This window comes from Myxococcus sp. MxC21-1, from assembly GCF_032612255.1.
Classification (GTDB): domain Bacteria; phylum Myxococcota; class Myxococcia; order Myxococcales; family Myxococcaceae; genus Myxococcus; species Myxococcus virescens.
This window is the reverse complement of the sequence record NZ_CP123278.1, coordinates 5,759,043-5,772,995: the sequence shown is the minus strand read 5'-3', so window position 1 is coordinate 5,772,995 and position 13,953 is coordinate 5,759,043. Positions and strand designations below refer to the sequence as shown.

Below are 13,953 nucleotides of genomic sequence, written 5' to 3'. Positions count from 1 at the left end.
AGACGCGGCCCGTCGTGTTTCGCAGCGCCCGGGAAGGGCGCTGTATGCGACTGTGTGTCAGGCCTGGGCCTGAGCCACCACTTCACGGCCCTTGTACTGGCCACAGGACGTGCAGGCGCGGTGAGGCATCACCGGCTCCTTGCAGTTCGGGCACTTGGTCACCTGCACGGCGCTCCGCAGGTTGTTGTTGGCCGCACGGCGGCGGTCACGACGCATCTTCGAAGTACGCTTCTTGGGGACACCCACGGCTCACCTCTATATTCGACGCCGACCCGGAGCGTTCGCGCCGGTCCGGACCGGTTGAGTCCAATGTCTTTCGCGCTGTGCCGGGGTCCCCGGCTCCGTGCGCAACACTCTCTGCTCGAAACCGGTCTGGGGCGGTCGCCGAAGGCTCCCGTACTCCATGTCCGGCTTCGGAAGGCGGCGGACCCTAGCGGCTCCAAGCCCCCGAGTCAATGTGGCAACGCGGGAGGGCCCGTTATCTCCCGGGCACCGTCTATCCCGGACGGTGCCCGGTGACAACGCCCATGGCGCGGGCGCCATTCTTCCGGCCGTGCCCCAGGGCGCATCAGCCAGTCGTTGCCCCCCTGCAGGGTTCCTGCTGTGCTGCGCGCCGCCCGCCCCCGGCGGGTGGGATACCGATACCGACAGCCGCCGGGGCGCCGGCGGGCAAGGAGAGGGTGGGGATGAGGCTGGTGCTGGATGCCATGGGCGGCGATCACGCGCCCGCCGCCCCCGTGGAGGGTGGGGTGCTCTTCGCGCGGGCCCACCCCGGTCACCAGGTGCTCCTGGTGGGAGACGAGGCGAAGGTGGCGCCCCTGCTGGGCAAGCTGCGGCCTCCAACCAACCTCCAGGTCCACCACGCCTCTGAAGTCGTGGAGATGGACGAGCACGCCTCGACCGCCTTCCGCCGCAAGCGGGACTCCTCCCTCCGGGTGGGCTTCGAGCTGGTGCGGGACGGCCAGGCGGAGGCGCTCGTCTCGGCGGGCAACTCCGGCGCCGTCATGGCCGGGGGCCTGCTCACGCTGGGACGGCTGCCGGGTGTGGAGCGTCCCGCCATCGCCGCGCTCTTCCCCGCGCTCAAGGGCGGCGGCCGGTGCCTGCTCCTGGATGCGGGCGCCAACGTGGACTGCAAGCCGTCGCACCTGGCCCAGTTCGCCGTCATGGGAGAGGCCTACGTGCGCGCGCGCATGGGCGTGGCCCGGCCCCGGGTGGCCGTGCTCTCCAATGGAGAGGAGTCCTCCAAAGGGACGCCGCTCACCCGGGAGGTCAGTGGGCTGCTGCGGCGCTCGGATCTGGACTTCGTGGGTTACGTAGAGGGCAAGGACCTCTTCTCCGGCGAGGTGCAGGTGGTGGTGACGGACGGGTTCACCGGAAACGTCGTCCTGAAGACATCCGAGGGCGTGGGCATGGGCGTCATTGGCATGCTGCGTCAGGCCATCGAGCGGCGCGGCGGGCTGGCGGAGAAGGTGGGGGCGATGCTGCTCCAGCCCGCGCTGGCCGGGCTTCGCCGGGTGGTGGACTACGCCGAGTACGGCGGGGCGCCCCTGCTGGGCATCCAGGGGTGGGCATCGTCGCGCATGGGCGCTCCACGCCCCGGGCCCTCTTCAACGCGCTGGGCGCGGCGCTGGCCATGGCGGAGGGGGCGTGCAGGCGGAGTTGACGCGTTGCATCGGGCGCGCGGCGGCGTGGCTTCCGACCCATCCGAAGGGAAAAAGAGCGACAGACGCGGGCGTTTCCGATTAGAGCCTTCGCCCGGAGCGTGCAGGCCGCCTCGGGTTGGTGGCGGGGCGCCTCGCGGAAATTGCTGGCTCAACCTGGTCAGGTACGGCAACAGGGCGTCCAGCCTGCGGCCCCGGCCGCTGAAGAGGAGGCAGAGTCCGCATGTCGAAGGTCGCGTTCGTGTTCCCCGGGCAAGGCAGCCAGGCCGTGGGGATGGGCAAGGACCTGTATGAGAAGTTCCCCGAGGCCCGGGCCGTGTTCGACGCGGTCGACGCCGCCCTGGGGGAGAAGCTCTCCACCCTCTGTTTCGAGGGTCCGGACGAGGCGCTGAAGCTCACGGCCAACACCCAGCCGGCCATCCTCACGGTGTCGCTGGCGGCGCACGCGGTGTTCGCGAAGCGGGGACCGGCGCCGTCCTTCGTGGCGGGGCACTCGCTGGGCGAGTACTCGGCGCTGGTGGCGGCGGGCGCCATGGACCTGGGCGACGCGGTCCGGGCGGTGCGCGCGCGCGGCACCTTCATGCAGGAGGCGGTGCCCGCGGGCGTGGGCGCCATGGCCGCGGTGCTGGGCCTGGTTCCGGAGAAGGTGAAGGCGGCCTGTGACGCGGCGGCCGAGGGGCAGGTGGTGTCGCCGGCGAACTACAACTCGCCCGAGCAGACGGTCATCGCCGGGGACGCGGCGGCCGTGGAGCGCGCCGGGGTGAAGTGCAAGGAGGCCGGCGCCAAGCGCGTGATGCCCCTGCCGGTGTCCGCCCCCTTCCACTGCGCGCTGATGGCGCCGGTGCAGCCCCGGCTGGCGGAGGTGCTGGGCGGCATCCAGGTGTCCGCGCCGTCCGTGCCGGTGGTGACCAACGTGGAGGCCCGTCCCAACGCGGACGCGTCCCGCGTGGTGCCGCTGCTCCTGGAGCAGGTGAGCTCGCCGGTGCGCTGGATTGAGTGCGTGGAGGCGCTGAAGGCCGAAGGCGTCACCCGCATCATCGAGCTGGGGCCGGGCAAGGTGCTGGTGGGCCTGGTCAAGCGCATCACCAAGGACATCGAGCTGTTCAACGTCGAGGACTCCGCGAGCCTGGACAAGGCGCTCGCGGCACTGGGGGTGGCACCATGAGCGGCTTCAAGGACAAGGTCGTGCTCGTGACGGGTGGCTCGCGCGGCATCGGCCGGGCGTGCGCGGTGGCCTTCGCCAAGGCGGGGGCCTCCACCGTGGTCATCAGCTATGCGGGCAACGAGGCGGCGGCCCAGGAGACGGTGGCCCTGCTCCAGGCGGAGGGCGCCAAGGCGGAGGCCATCCGCTTCGACGTGTCCGACAGCGCCGCCTGCGCCAGCGCCGTGGACGGCATCGTCAAGGGCCACGGCCGGCTGGACGTGCTCGTCAACAACGCGGGCGTCGCGGTGGATGGCCTGGTGATGCGGGTGAAGGACGAGGACTGGGACAAGCAACTGGACACCAACCTCAAGGGCGCCTTCTCGCTCATCCGCGCCGTCAGCCGGCCCATGATGAAGCAGAAGGGCGGCGCCATCATCAACATCACCTCCGTGGTGGGGGAGATGGGCAACGGCGGTCAGGCGGCCTACTCGGCGTCCAAGGCGGGGCTCATCGGCCTGACCAAGTCCGTGGCGCGCGAGCTGTCCAGCCGGAACATCCGCGTCAACGCCGTGTCCCCCGGCTTCATCGGGACGGACATGACGCATCAGATCAATGACGAGATGCGCCAGAAGATGCTGGAGGGCATCCCCCTGGGGCGGCTGGGCAATCCGGAGGAGGTCGCCGGTGCCGTGCTCTTCCTGGCGGGGGACGCCGCGTCCTACATCACCGGCGAGGTCCTGAAGGTCAACGGCGGAATGTACATGTAACCCACGGTTGGATTGCCGCCGGGCGTGGGATATACCGCGCCCGCTTTCGACATGGTCCGGGAAGCCAGCCGGGCCACATCTGGTTCCTGGAGGGTTCTACACTTATGTCGACGTCAACCATTGAGGCCAAGGTCAAGTCCATCATCGCCGACCAGCTCGGTGTCGGAGAGGATGAGATCAAGCCGGAGTCCTCCTTCATCGAGGACCTGGGCGCGGACAGCCTCGACATCGTGGAGCTCGTCATGGCGATGGAAGAGGAGTTCGAGGTCGAGATTCCCGACGAAGAGGCGGAGAACATCAAGACCGTCGCCGACGCCACCAACTACATCAACACCCACAAGAAGTAGGTAGCACCACGGCGTGCCGGGGTGCGGGGCGGCGCCGCGTGATGCGCGGCGTCCCCGGTGTCCCAGGCGCCACCGGAGAGGACCGTGTCACAACGTCGAGTCGTCGTCACCGGAACCGGGCTTGTTTCGGCTCTGGGAACCGGAACCGAGAAGAACTGGCAGGCGTTGATCGCCGGCAAGTCGGGTATTGCCCAGGTCACGCGCTTTGACGTTGGCAAAATCGACACGCGCATCGCGGGCGAGGTGAAGGACTTCGAGCCCGAGGCGTTCATCGAAAAGCGCGAAGTGCGCCGGATGGACCTGTATGCGCAGTTCGCATTGGCTGCCGCGCAGATGGCCGTGACGGAGTCGGGCATTCCCATTGGCCCGGATGCGCCGCACGGCTACATGCCGGAGAAGGTCGGCGTCATCGTCGGCTCGGGCATCGGCGGTATCTCTTCGCTGGAAGAGCAGCACCGCAAGGGGTTGGAGAAGGGGTTCGACCGGTTGTCGCCCTTCTTCATCATCCAGATGATCATCAACATGGCGCCCGGCCTCATCTCCATGCGGTACAACTGCAAGGGGCCGAACTGGGCGCCGGTGTCCGCGTGCGCCACCAGTGCCCACGCCATTGGCGAGGCCTGGAAGTCCATCCGCCTGGGTGAGACGGACGCGGTCATCGCCGGCGGCGCCGAGGCGGCCATCACCCCGCTGGGGCTGGGTGGCTTCTCGGTGATGAAGGCGCTGTCCACGCGCAATGATGATCCGGCCGGGGCCAGCCGTCCCTTCGACAAGGACCGTGACGGCTTCGTCATGGGCGAGGGCGCGGGCATCCTGGTGCTGGAGGAGATGGAGGCCGCGAAGAAGCGCGGCGCCAACATCCTGGCGGAGGTGGTGGGGTACGGTGCCAACTCGGACGCGTACCACGTCACCCAGCCGGCGCCGGAAGGCGAGGGCGCGGCGCGCTGCATGCGGCTGGCGCTCCAGTCCGCGGGGATGAACCCGGAGGACGTGGGCTACATCAACGCTCACGGCACCTCGACGCCGTTCAACGACGCGAACGAGACCAAGGCCATCAAGACGGTGTTCGGCGACCACGCGCGGAAGCTCGCCGTGTCGTCGACCAAGTCGATGACGGGCCACATGCTCGGCGCGGCGGGCGGCTTCGAGGGCGTGGTCAGCGCGCTGGCGCTGGCGCGCAACATCCTGCCGCCCACCATCAACCAGACGACGCCTGATCCGGACTGCGACCTGGACTACGTGCCCAACCAGGCGCGTGAGGCCCGGGTGAACGCGGTGATGAGCAACTCGTTTGGCTTCGGCGGCACCAACGCCGTGCTGGTGTTCAAGCGCTTCTAGCCGTCCCAGGAGAAACCCGCGTGAAAGTCATCCTTGCTTCAGACCACGCGGGCCTGGAGCTCCGGCAGGAACTGGTGGCCGCGCTCACCGCGCGGGGCGTGGCCCACGAAGACGTGGGTCCCGTCACGCGGGACTCGGTGGACTATCCGGACTTCGCCGCGCGGGTGTCCCGCGCCGTGGCGTCCGGGGAGGCCACGCTGGGCGTGCTGGTGTGTGGCACCGGCATTGGCATGAGCATCGTCGCCAACAAGCACAAGGGCATCCGGGCGGCCCTGTGCACCACGGAGTTCGAGGCCCGGATGGCCCGGGCCCACAATGACGCCAACGTGCTGTGCCTGGGCCAGCGCGTGGTGGGGGCCGGCGTGGGCCGCGCCATCCTGGAGGCGTTCCTCAGCACTGCTTTCGAAGGCGGCCGCCACGAGCGGCGCGTCCAGATGATTCGCGAGGCCGAGTCCCAGGGCTAACGGCCCCGCCGTACCCGTCGTTCGAGGGAGTCCGCCATGGAGAACATCCGTACGCTGGCCGAAGTGGACCCGGAGATTGCCCGCGTCCTCCGCGAGGAGACCCAGCGCCAGGAGGAAGGGCTGGAGCTCATCGCTTCGGAGAACTTCGTCTCTCCGGCGGTGATGGAGGCGGTGGGCTCGGTGCTCACCAACAAGTACGCGGAAGGCTACCCCGGCAAGCGCTACTACGGCGGCTGCGAGGTGGTGGACGTGGCGGAGAACCTGGCCATCGCCCGCGCCAAGGACCTGTTCGGCGCGGACGCGGTCAACGTGCAGGCGCACTCCGGCAGCCAGGCCAACATGGGCGCCTTCATGGCGCTGATGAAGCCGGGCGACACCATGCTGTCGCTGGACCTCAACTCCGGCGGCCACCTCACCCACGGCGCCACGTTCAACTTCTCCGGCAAGCTCTACAAGGTCGTCCACTATGGCCTGACGCGTGACACGGAGACCATCGACTTCGCGCAGGTGGAGTCGCTGGCCAAGGAGCACAAGCCGAAGGTCATCGTCGTGGGCGCCAGTGCGTACCCGCGCACGCTGGACTTCGCGAAGTTCCGTGAGATCGCCGACGCGGTGGGCGCGGCGATGCTGGTGGACATGGCGCACATCGCCGGCCTGGTGGCCGCGGGCGTGCACCCTCGCCGGTGCCGGTGGCGGACATCGTCACCAGCACCACGCACAAGACGCTGCGCGGTCCGCGTGGTGGCCTGGTGCTGAGCCGCGAGCCCTACGCCAAGGCCATCAACAGCCAGATCTTCCCCGGCATCCAGGGCGGCCCGCTGATGCACGTCATCGCCGGCAAGGCGGTGGCCTTCAAGGAGGCGCTGTCGCCGGAGTTCAAGGCGTACCAGCGGCAGATTGTCGCCAACGCGAAGGCGCTGGCGGAGGCGCTCCAGCGCGCGGGCCTGCGGCTGACGTCCGGTGGCACGGACAACCACCTGATGCTGGTGGACCTGCGCCCCAAGAAGCTCACGGGCAAGGTGGCCGAAGCGGTGCTGGACAAGGCCGGCATCACCGTGAACAAGAACATGATTCCGTTCGACCCGGAGAAGCCGATGACCACGTCCGGCGTCCGGGTGGGCACGCCGGCCATCACCACGCGCGGCATGCGCGAGGCGGAGATGGCGGTGGTGGGGCGGCTCATCGGCGAGGCGCTGGACGCCGCGCAGGACGACGCCGCGCTGTCCCGCATCAAGGGGCAGGTGAAGGAGCTTTCGCAGGGGTTCCCGCTCTACGCCTCGCGGTTGAAGTAGATTCGCGGGCTGTACCCTTCCATGCGCTGCCCCTTCTGTCAGGACGCCGAGAACAAGGTCATCGACTCCCGTGAGTCACACGAGGGCTCCGTCATCCGGCGGCGCCGCGAGTGCCTGACCTGCAAGCGCCGCTTCACCACGTATGAGCGGGTGGAGGAGCTCTACCCGCTCATCGTGAAGAAGGATGGGCGGCGCGAGGCGTTCGACCGGGAGAAGATCGTCAACGGGCTGAAGAAGGCGTGTGAGAAGCGGCCCGTGTCCGCGGATCAGCTCGAGGAGACGGTGGTCGCCATCGAGCGGCAGCTGCAGGGCATGGGCGAGAAGGAAGTGCCCTCGTCCGTCATCGGCGAGGAGATCATGCGCCGGCTGCGGCAGCTGGACGAGGTGGCCTATGTCCGCTTCGCGTCCGTGTACCGCAGCTTCCGCGACATCGCGGAGTTCATGGACGAGCTGAAGGCCCTGCGCGAGGCGGAGGCGCGCGAGCAGCGCCAGGCGCCTCCCTCGGCACCGGTGGACAAGGGCGGTTAGAGAAAGCACATGCGGCTGTTGACACGGGCAAGGTTGGAAGCGACACGGGCGCCCCGGGCGAAGCGAGCAGCGGACTTCGACCGGGCGGTGGCTGAGTTCTTCATGCGCATCGCGCTGGAGGAAGCCGCCAAGGGCCTGGGCCGCACCAGCCCCAACCCCGTCGTGGGCGCGGTGCTGGTGAAGGGCGGGCGCATCATCGCTCGCGGCTACCACAAGAAGGCGGGCAGCGCGCACGCGGAGGTCGTCGCGCTGGAGGCGGCCGGTGCGCGCGCCAAGGGCGCGGACCTCTACACCACCCTGGAGCCGTGCGACCACTACGGGCGTACCCCGCCGTGCAGCATGGCCATCATCGAGGCGGGCGTCCGGCGCGTCATCTGCGCGTCGGCGGACCCCAACCCGAAGGTGAGTGGCAAGGGCGTGGCGCGGATGCGGCGCGCCGGCCTCAAGGTCCTCACGGGCGTGCTCGCGGAGGATGCGGACCGCCTCAACCGGCCCTTCTTCAAGATGATCCGCACGGGCCTGCCCTGGGTGACGCTCAAGGCGGCGGTGACGCTGGATGGGAAGCTGGCCACCGCGACCGGTGACTCGCGCTGGGTGACGGGGCGCCGGCGCGCGCCTGGGTCCACCGGCTGCGGGACTCGGTGGACGTCATCCTGGTGGGGGCCAACACCGTCCGGAAGGACGACCCGAAGCTGACCACGCGGCTGCCCGGAGGTGGTGGGAAGGACCCGCTGCGCGTGGTGGTGGACAGCCACCTGCGCCTTTCCCCGGGCTACACCATCTTCACGCAGCGCAGCCCCGCGCGCACGGTGGTGGCCACGCTGGAGGACCCGGAGGGCCGCAAGGCGCGGCGCTTCCTGGCCCAGGGCGTGGACGTCTGGCAGCTCCGCGAGAAGGCAGGGCAGGTGGACCTCAAGGCCCTGCTGCGGCGGCTGGCGAAGGGCGGCCACAACCACGTCATGGTGGAGGGCGGCGCGGAGATGTACGGCTCCTTCCTGCGTGGGCACCTGGCGGATTCGCTGGCGCTGTTCCTGGCGCCCAAGCTGATTGGCAGCCCGGGCCTGTCGTGGGCCGGCGACCTGGGCGTGAAGGAGATGGCCCAGGCCCTGGCGGTGAAGGACCTCGCCTTTGAACGCCACGGCGACGACATCCTGCTCCAGGCGCTGTTGTAGGACACGAGCGACCGTGGGCGCAGGCGGGGCCGGTCCGTTATAAGCGGCCCCATGTTTACCGGCCTCATTCAGGACCTTGGCAGGGTGGAGCGCGTCATTCCCGGCGGGATGACCGACCTGTGGATTCACACCGCGCTGGGCGCGGCGGCCTTCGAACTGGGCGAGTCGATTGCCGTCAACGGCGCCTGCCTCACGGTGGTGGAGCGCACCGGCGACAGCTTCCGCGTGCAGGCCGCGCCGGAGACGCTGCGCCGGACGACGCTGGGCTCCGTGAAGCCCGGAGACCAGGTGAACCTGGAGCGGGCCCTGGCGCTGGGGGACCGGCTGGGCGGGCACCTGGTCTCTGGCCACGTGGACGCCGTCAGTGAGGTGCTGGAGACGTACCCGGAGGGAGGCTCCTGGGTGATGGGGTTCCGGCTGCCGGAGGAACTGGCGCCGTACTTCATCGAGAAGGGCTCGGTGGCCATCGACGGCATCAGCCTCACCGTCAACACGGTGGAGGCGGACCGGTTCCGGGTGCAGCTCATCCCGGAGACGCAGGAGCGCACCACCTTGAAGGCGCGGGGGGTGGGGTCGAAGGTGAACCTGGAGGCGGACCAGATAGGGAAGTACGTGGCGCGGCTGTTCGCGCTCCAGCGGGGCCAGGGGGTTCCCGGAGGAGGTGGCGGGCTGACGGCGGCGGCCATCGCGGCTGCGGGGTTTGGCACGCCGTAGCAGGCGACGCCGGGCCCCGGGGTGGTGTAGGAAGCGCGGCATGCCTCGCTACTTCGACGGTGACTTTCTACCCCCCAAGGGCCGCTTCGCCATCTGCGTGGCCCGCTTCAACGGCTTCATCACCGAGGAGCTGGCCAAGGGCGCCGTGGACACGCTGGTGCGCCACGGCGTGGCCGACGCGGACATCGACGTGTACCGCTGCCCCGGAACCTATGAGCTGCCCGGTCTGGTCCGGCGCGTGACCGAGACGCGGCAGTACGTGGGCGTCATCACCCTGGGCGCCGTCATCCGGGGCGGGACGCCGCACTTCGACTACGTGGCCGGCGAGTGCGCCAAGGGCATTGGCGCGGTGGCCTTCGAGGCCGCGGCGGCCACCCCGGCCACGACGGTGACTTTTGGCGTGCTGACGACGGACACGGTGGAACAGGCCATCGACCGGGCGGGCGTGAAGGCGGGGAACAAGGGAGCGGAGGCCACACTGGCCTGCATCGAGATGGTCAATCTGTACGCGAAGATGTCGGCGACGGACGGAAGGAAGGCGTAGGTCATGGGCGCGCGAAGAACGGGACGTGAGCGTGCGCTGCAGGCGCTCTACCAGTTGGAGATGGCCACCGCGACGACGGCGGAGGCGCTGGAGTCGGCCTGGTCGGCCGCCGAGGAGAGCAACAAGCGGGACCCGGACGCGGTGAAGTTCGCCCGGGAGCTGGTGGAAGGTGTGCAGTCCCACCGGGACGAAATCGACCAGCTCATTGAGCGCCACAGCCACAACTGGCGCCTGGACCGCATGTCGCGCATCGACCGGAACGTGCTGCGACTGGGCATCTTCGAGCTGAAGTACCGCCCGGACATCCCCCGCAAGGTGTCCATCAACGAGGCGGTGGAGCTGGGCAAGAACTTCGGCAATGAAGAATCGAGCGCGTTCGTCAACGGGCTCCTGGACCGCGTCGCGGTCGCCTTGAACAAGCCGTGAGCCGCTGACGCCAGCCGCGAGGGACGCGCCGTGAGCCAGACGACGACGCACGACATCGGATTGGAGGGCCTGGACACGCTCGGCGGGGTGGACGCGCTCTGCCTCTTCATCGCCGAGGATGACCGGCCCCTGCCGTCCTCCGCGGGCTTCGTGGACTGGCGGCTGTGTGGCTCGCTCTCGCGGGTGCTCAAGGCCGGCTTCTTCACGGGCGCGAAGGATGACTGGCTGCTGCTGCCCTCGGACGGGAAGCTGGCGGTGCCCCGTATCTTCGTCGTGGGGCTGGGCGCGCGTCAGCGACTGGACGCGGGCACGTTGAACGACGCGATGGCTGAAGCGGGACGGGTGCTGTCCAAGGCCCGGGTGGAGTCCGTGGCGCTGGAAGTGCCCGCCGGTGGCCAGGTGGAGGACGCCGCGCGGGCCGCGGCTTTCCAGAAGGGCTTCCTGCCCGCGTTCAAGGGCGAACGGGTGGCCGTCCTGGCGGACAAGGGACTCGTCAAGTCGCTGCCTGCACGCAAGGGCTGACGCTCGGCGGGCGGGCGGGCCTTCTGCTAGCATGTCTCGCCCGGGGCGAGCGCACATGCGTGTCAAGGTGTTGATTGTCGAGGACTCGAAAGCATCGCGCGAGTACATCGCCGCGATGGTCGAGGCCGTGGAGGGCGTCGAGGTGGTGGTGACCTCGAGCGGCTTCGAGGCCCTGAAGCTGCTGCCGCGTCACCGCTTCGAGCTCATCATCACCGACATCAACATGCCTGACATCAACGGGCTGGAGCTCATCAACTTCGTCAAGAAGAACCCCAACTACCGCGAAGTGCCGCTCTTCATCATCACCACGGAGGGGCGCGATCAGGACCGCGAGCGCGGGCTCGCGCTGGGCGCCGCGGAGTATCTGGTCAAGCCCTTCCTCCCCGGGAGCCTCGAAGCGCTCCTGCGGCGCTACCTGAAGCTGCCGTGAGTCCGGGAAGCAAGGCGCTGGCCGAGTTCGTGGCCGAGGCGACGGAGATTCTCGACGCCCTGGCCAGGGACCTGCTCGTGCTCGACGAGCGTCGGGGCTACGAGGCGGACCCGGACCTGGTCAACGGCATCTTCCGCGCGGCGCATTCGCTCAAGGGGTTGTCCGGGTTGTTCGGCCAGGAGCGCATCTCCCGGCTGGCGCATGGGACGGAGGACCTGCTCGACAGGCTTCGGCTGGGGAAGCTGCTGCTGGACGGCGCGGTCCTCGATGCGCTGATTGAAGCGCTGGATGCGTTCCAGGCGCTGCTGGGCGAGGCCGCTCGCGGCGCGGAGAGCGAAAGCCTGTCCGCCCGCGTGGAGGCGATGGCCGCGCGGATGGCGTCGATGGGCGCTCCGGCGGAGGTGGCTGCGGACGACCCGCTGGACCGGTTGGAGCTGGAGGCGCAGGTCCGCTCCGTCTTCACGGAGTACGAGGAACACCGGCTGCGGGAGAGCGTGCGCCGGGGTGTGTCGCTGTGGCGCGTGCGGGCCGCCTTTGATTTGTCCGACTTCGACAAGGGACTGGCGGAGCTCAACGCGAGGCTCAAGCCGCTGGGCGAGGTCATCAGCACGTTGCCGTCCGCGCAGCCGGGTGGCGCGCATGGCATCGCGTTCGACCTGATTTTCGGTGCGCAGGTCGACCGTGTGTCCCTGGAGACGGGACTGAAGGGGACGCCCGCGGAGCTGTCCGCGCTGACGGTGCGCCCGGCCGCGGCGGCTGCGACGAGCGCGCTGCTTCAGGCCGCGCAACCCGCCGCGACGATTCGCGCGTCCGGGGGCGCGAAGTCGGAGACGCGGCCTGGAGACGCGGCGACGCAGGATGGGGACGCAGGCGCTGCTCAGGACGCAGCGGCAGGGGGCGTCGCGGCACCTGATGTGCCCATCCGCGTGACGGATGCGGCCCCAGAGGCGTCGCGGAAGGGCGCAACGCCCTCGCGCGGCTCCCGGGGTACGTCCACGGACGCCAAGGCTTTGCCCGCAGCGGGGCATTCGACGTCGCCCAAGGGCGGCGGCAAGAAGAAGGGGGCGCGCGACGCCCGCCGCGATGCCTCCCGAGGCGCAGCAGCCGCTCCTTCCGCACGTACCGGAAGACACGGAGCCTGGGCCCCTGGAATGGCCCACGTCGGACGCCGACGTGCCTGCCAATGCCGGCGGCTCGTCTTCACCGACTCCCGCGCCCGGCCCCTCCAGCGTGCCCGTCGTCGCCTACCTCCAGGGCGCCGCCAAGGCATCACCCAAGGGGCTCTCGGTGGCCCCAGCGGCACCGGCCGGCGCCCCCGTGAGCACTCCAGCGGCGCTGACGGCGGACACGTCGCTGCGCTCCCTGACGCAGACCGTGCGGGTGGACATCGGTCGCCTGGATGGCCTCATCAACATGGTGGGCGAGCTGCTGCTCATCAAGGCCAACCTCCAGCGGCTCGCGGAGTCCGCGCGGCAGGACGGCGCGGTGGCGCTCTCCAAGCTGTTCGGCCAGGAGCTGGCGCGCGAAACGCGAGGCCTGGAGCGCAAGCTGGAAGCCCTCCAGGAAGGCCTCCTGGAAGCGCGGATGGTCCCCGTGGGCCAGGTGTTCGACAAGCTGGCGCGGTTGGTGCGACGCATCACCCGCGAGGCGGGCAAGGAAATCGAGCTCGCCATCAGCGGCGGCGAGGTGGAGCTGGACAAGCTCATCGTCGAGGAACTCAGCGACCCGCTGATGCACCTCATCCGCAACGCCATCGACCACGGCGTCGAATCCCCCGACGCCCGTCTGGCCGCGGGCAAGCCCCGGCGCGCGGTGGTGGGCCTGCGCGCCGAGCAGAAGGGCAACCACGTCGTCATCGAGGTGAGTGACGACGGCTCCGGTATCGACGAGGTGCGCGTGCGCGAGGTGGCCATCACGCGCGGCCTCATCACCTTCGCGCAGGCCCAGGAGATGAGCCGGAGGGAGCTGCTCAACCTCATCTTCCAGCCCGGCTTCTCCACCGCCCGCAGCGTGTCCGAGCTCTCCGGCCGGGGCGTCGGCCTGGACGTGGTGAAGAACAACCTGGGCAACCTGTCGGGCATCATCGACGTGTGGAGCGAGCGCGGAAAGGGCACCGCCTTCCACCTCACGCTCCCCGTCACGCTGGCCATCATTCGCGCGCTGCTGGTGGGCGTCAGTGGCCGCACCTACGCGGTGCCGCTCAACAGCGTGCTGGAAATCATCTCCGTCCAGCCCAGGGAAATCCGCACCGTGGAGCGGCGCGAGGTCCTGGACCTGCGCGGACAGACGTTGCCCTTCGTGCGGCTGGCTCGCATGTTCGCCTTGCCGGAGCGCCCGGTGAGTCGCCACTTCGTGGTGGTGGTGGGCCTGGCCCAGGAGCGCCTGGGCATCGCCGTGGACGAATTGCACGGTCAGCAGGACATCGTCACCAAGCCCCTGGGGGGCCGGCTCCAGTCCGTCCGGGGCATCTCCGGCGCCACCGAACTGGGCAACCGGCGCACCGTCCTGGTGCTGGACGTGGCGGCGCTCCTGGAAGAGGGCATGGCCGTGGAGCGGCGTCGCGCCTGACCCTCGCTGCGGACGGGCGCGCCGGCTGCTATCCTG

The 13,953-nt window shown here is 69.6% G+C and carries 12 protein-coding genes and 4 pseudogenes; 15 read left to right on the top strand and 1 reads right to left on the bottom strand.

Features of this window, described 5'->3' with window-relative positions:
- Window positions 1-57: 57 nt before the first annotated feature.
- A complete protein-coding gene (gene rpmF / locus QEG98_RS25440; RefSeq protein ID WP_090495526.1) occupies window positions 58-246 on the bottom strand; it encodes a 50S ribosomal protein L32 in 189 nt (62 codons plus the stop codon).
- Between the two features lie 440 nt (window positions 247-686).
- Between rpmF and plsX the strand changes: the two are divergent.
- The 15 genes and pseudogenes from plsX to QEG98_RS25365 all read left to right on the top strand — a co-directional run bounded on the left by plsX (window position 687) and on the right by QEG98_RS25365 (window position 13,917).
- A pseudogene (gene plsX, locus QEG98_RS25435) lies at window positions 687-1,746 on the top strand (phosphate acyltransferase PlsX).
- Window positions 1,747-1,884: 138 nt separating this feature from the next.
- Window positions 1,885-2,826, top strand: a complete 942-nt coding sequence (fabD, locus tag QEG98_RS25430; protein WP_090495524.1) for an ACP S-malonyltransferase — start codon at window positions 1,885-1,887, stop codon at window positions 2,824-2,826.
- A complete protein-coding gene (gene fabG, locus QEG98_RS25425; protein WP_011554757.1) occupies window positions 2,823-3,572 on the top strand; it encodes a 3-oxoacyl-[acyl-carrier-protein] reductase in 750 nt (249 codons plus the stop codon). Before fabD ends, fabG begins: the two co-directional genes overlap by 4 nt.
- A 104-nt stretch (window positions 3,573-3,676) precedes the next feature.
- A complete protein-coding gene (gene acpP, locus QEG98_RS25420; RefSeq protein ID WP_090495523.1) occupies window positions 3,677-3,919 on the top strand; it encodes an acyl carrier protein in 243 nt (80 codons plus the stop codon).
- An 84-nt stretch (window positions 3,920-4,003) separates the two neighbouring features.
- Complete coding sequence (gene fabF / locus QEG98_RS25415) at window positions 4,004-5,257, top strand: beta-ketoacyl-ACP synthase II (RefSeq protein ID WP_316563132.1); 1,254 nt, start codon at window positions 4,004-4,006, stop codon at window positions 5,255-5,257.
- A 20-nt stretch (window positions 5,258-5,277) separates the two neighbouring features.
- The gene (gene rpiB / locus QEG98_RS25410) at window positions 5,278-5,721 is read left to right on the top strand and encodes a ribose 5-phosphate isomerase B (protein WP_090495521.1); all 444 of its coding nucleotides are present in this window, start codon (window positions 5,278-5,280) and stop codon (window positions 5,719-5,721) included.
- A gap of 36 nt (window positions 5,722-5,757) precedes the next feature.
- Window positions 5,758-7,013 (top strand): annotated as a pseudogene (gene glyA / locus QEG98_RS25405) (serine hydroxymethyltransferase).
- A gap of 21 nt (window positions 7,014-7,034) precedes the next feature.
- Complete coding sequence (gene nrdR / locus QEG98_RS25400) at window positions 7,035-7,541, top strand: transcriptional regulator NrdR (RefSeq protein ID WP_011554752.1); 507 nt, start codon at window positions 7,035-7,037, stop codon at window positions 7,539-7,541.
- 9 nt (window positions 7,542-7,550) lie between these two features.
- Window positions 7,551-8,713 (top strand): annotated as a pseudogene (ribD, locus tag QEG98_RS25395) (bifunctional diaminohydroxyphosphoribosylaminopyrimidine deaminase/5-amino-6-(5-phosphoribosylamino)uracil reductase RibD).
- Window positions 8,714-8,764: 51 nt separating this feature from the next.
- A complete protein-coding gene (locus QEG98_RS25390; protein WP_316563131.1) occupies window positions 8,765-9,427 on the top strand; it encodes a riboflavin synthase in 663 nt (220 codons plus the stop codon).
- 40 nt (window positions 9,428-9,467) lie between these two features.
- Window positions 9,468-9,971 carry a 6,7-dimethyl-8-ribityllumazine synthase gene (gene ribH / locus QEG98_RS25385; protein WP_020478482.1) on the top strand — a complete coding sequence of 168 codons (504 nt, stop codon included), beginning with the start codon at window positions 9,468-9,470 and terminating at the stop codon, window positions 9,969-9,971.
- 3 nt (window positions 9,972-9,974) lie between these two features.
- A complete protein-coding gene (nusB, locus tag QEG98_RS25380; RefSeq protein WP_011554748.1) occupies window positions 9,975-10,397 on the top strand; it encodes a transcription antitermination factor NusB in 423 nt (140 codons plus the stop codon).
- 30 nt (window positions 10,398-10,427) lie between these two features.
- Window positions 10,428-10,919 (top strand): M17 family peptidase N-terminal domain-containing protein, encoded by a 492-nt coding sequence (locus tag QEG98_RS25375; RefSeq protein ID WP_090495516.1) that lies wholly within the window; start codon window positions 10,428-10,430, stop codon window positions 10,917-10,919.
- A gap of 55 nt (window positions 10,920-10,974) precedes the next feature.
- Entirely contained in the window at window positions 10,975-11,349 is a 375-nt protein-coding gene (locus QEG98_RS25370) for a response regulator (RefSeq protein ID WP_011554746.1), read from the top strand.
- Window positions 11,346-13,917: pseudogene (locus tag QEG98_RS25365) on the top strand (chemotaxis protein CheW). Before QEG98_RS25370 ends, QEG98_RS25365 begins: the two are co-directional and overlap by 4 nt.
- Window positions 13,918-13,953: the final 36 nt, after the last annotated feature.

What these genes read in the sequence shown, in the direction of transcription:
- QEG98_RS25390 (WP_316563131.1), top strand. Translation starts at nt 8,765, where the DNA reads ATGTTTACCGGCCTCATTCAGGACCTTGGCAGGGTGGAGCGCGTCATT.
- acpP (WP_090495523.1), top strand. Translation starts at nt 3,677, where the DNA reads ATGTCGACGTCAACCATTGAGGCCAAGGTCAAGTCCATCATCGCCGAC.
- nusB (WP_011554748.1), top strand. Translation starts at nt 9,975, where the DNA reads ATGGGCGCGCGAAGAACGGGACGTGAGCGTGCGCTGCAGGCGCTCTAC.
- nrdR (WP_011554752.1), top strand. Translation starts at nt 7,035, where the DNA reads ATGCGCTGCCCCTTCTGTCAGGACGCCGAGAACAAGGTCATCGACTCC.
- QEG98_RS25370 (WP_011554746.1), top strand. Translation starts at nt 10,975, where the DNA reads ATGCGTGTCAAGGTGTTGATTGTCGAGGACTCGAAAGCATCGCGCGAG.
- fabG (WP_011554757.1), top strand. Translation starts at nt 2,823, where the DNA reads ATGAGCGGCTTCAAGGACAAGGTCGTGCTCGTGACGGGTGGCTCGCGC.
- fabD (WP_090495524.1), top strand. Translation starts at nt 1,885, where the DNA reads ATGTCGAAGGTCGCGTTCGTGTTCCCCGGGCAAGGCAGCCAGGCCGTG.
- ribH (WP_020478482.1), top strand. Translation starts at nt 9,468, where the DNA reads ATGCCTCGCTACTTCGACGGTGACTTTCTACCCCCCAAGGGCCGCTTC.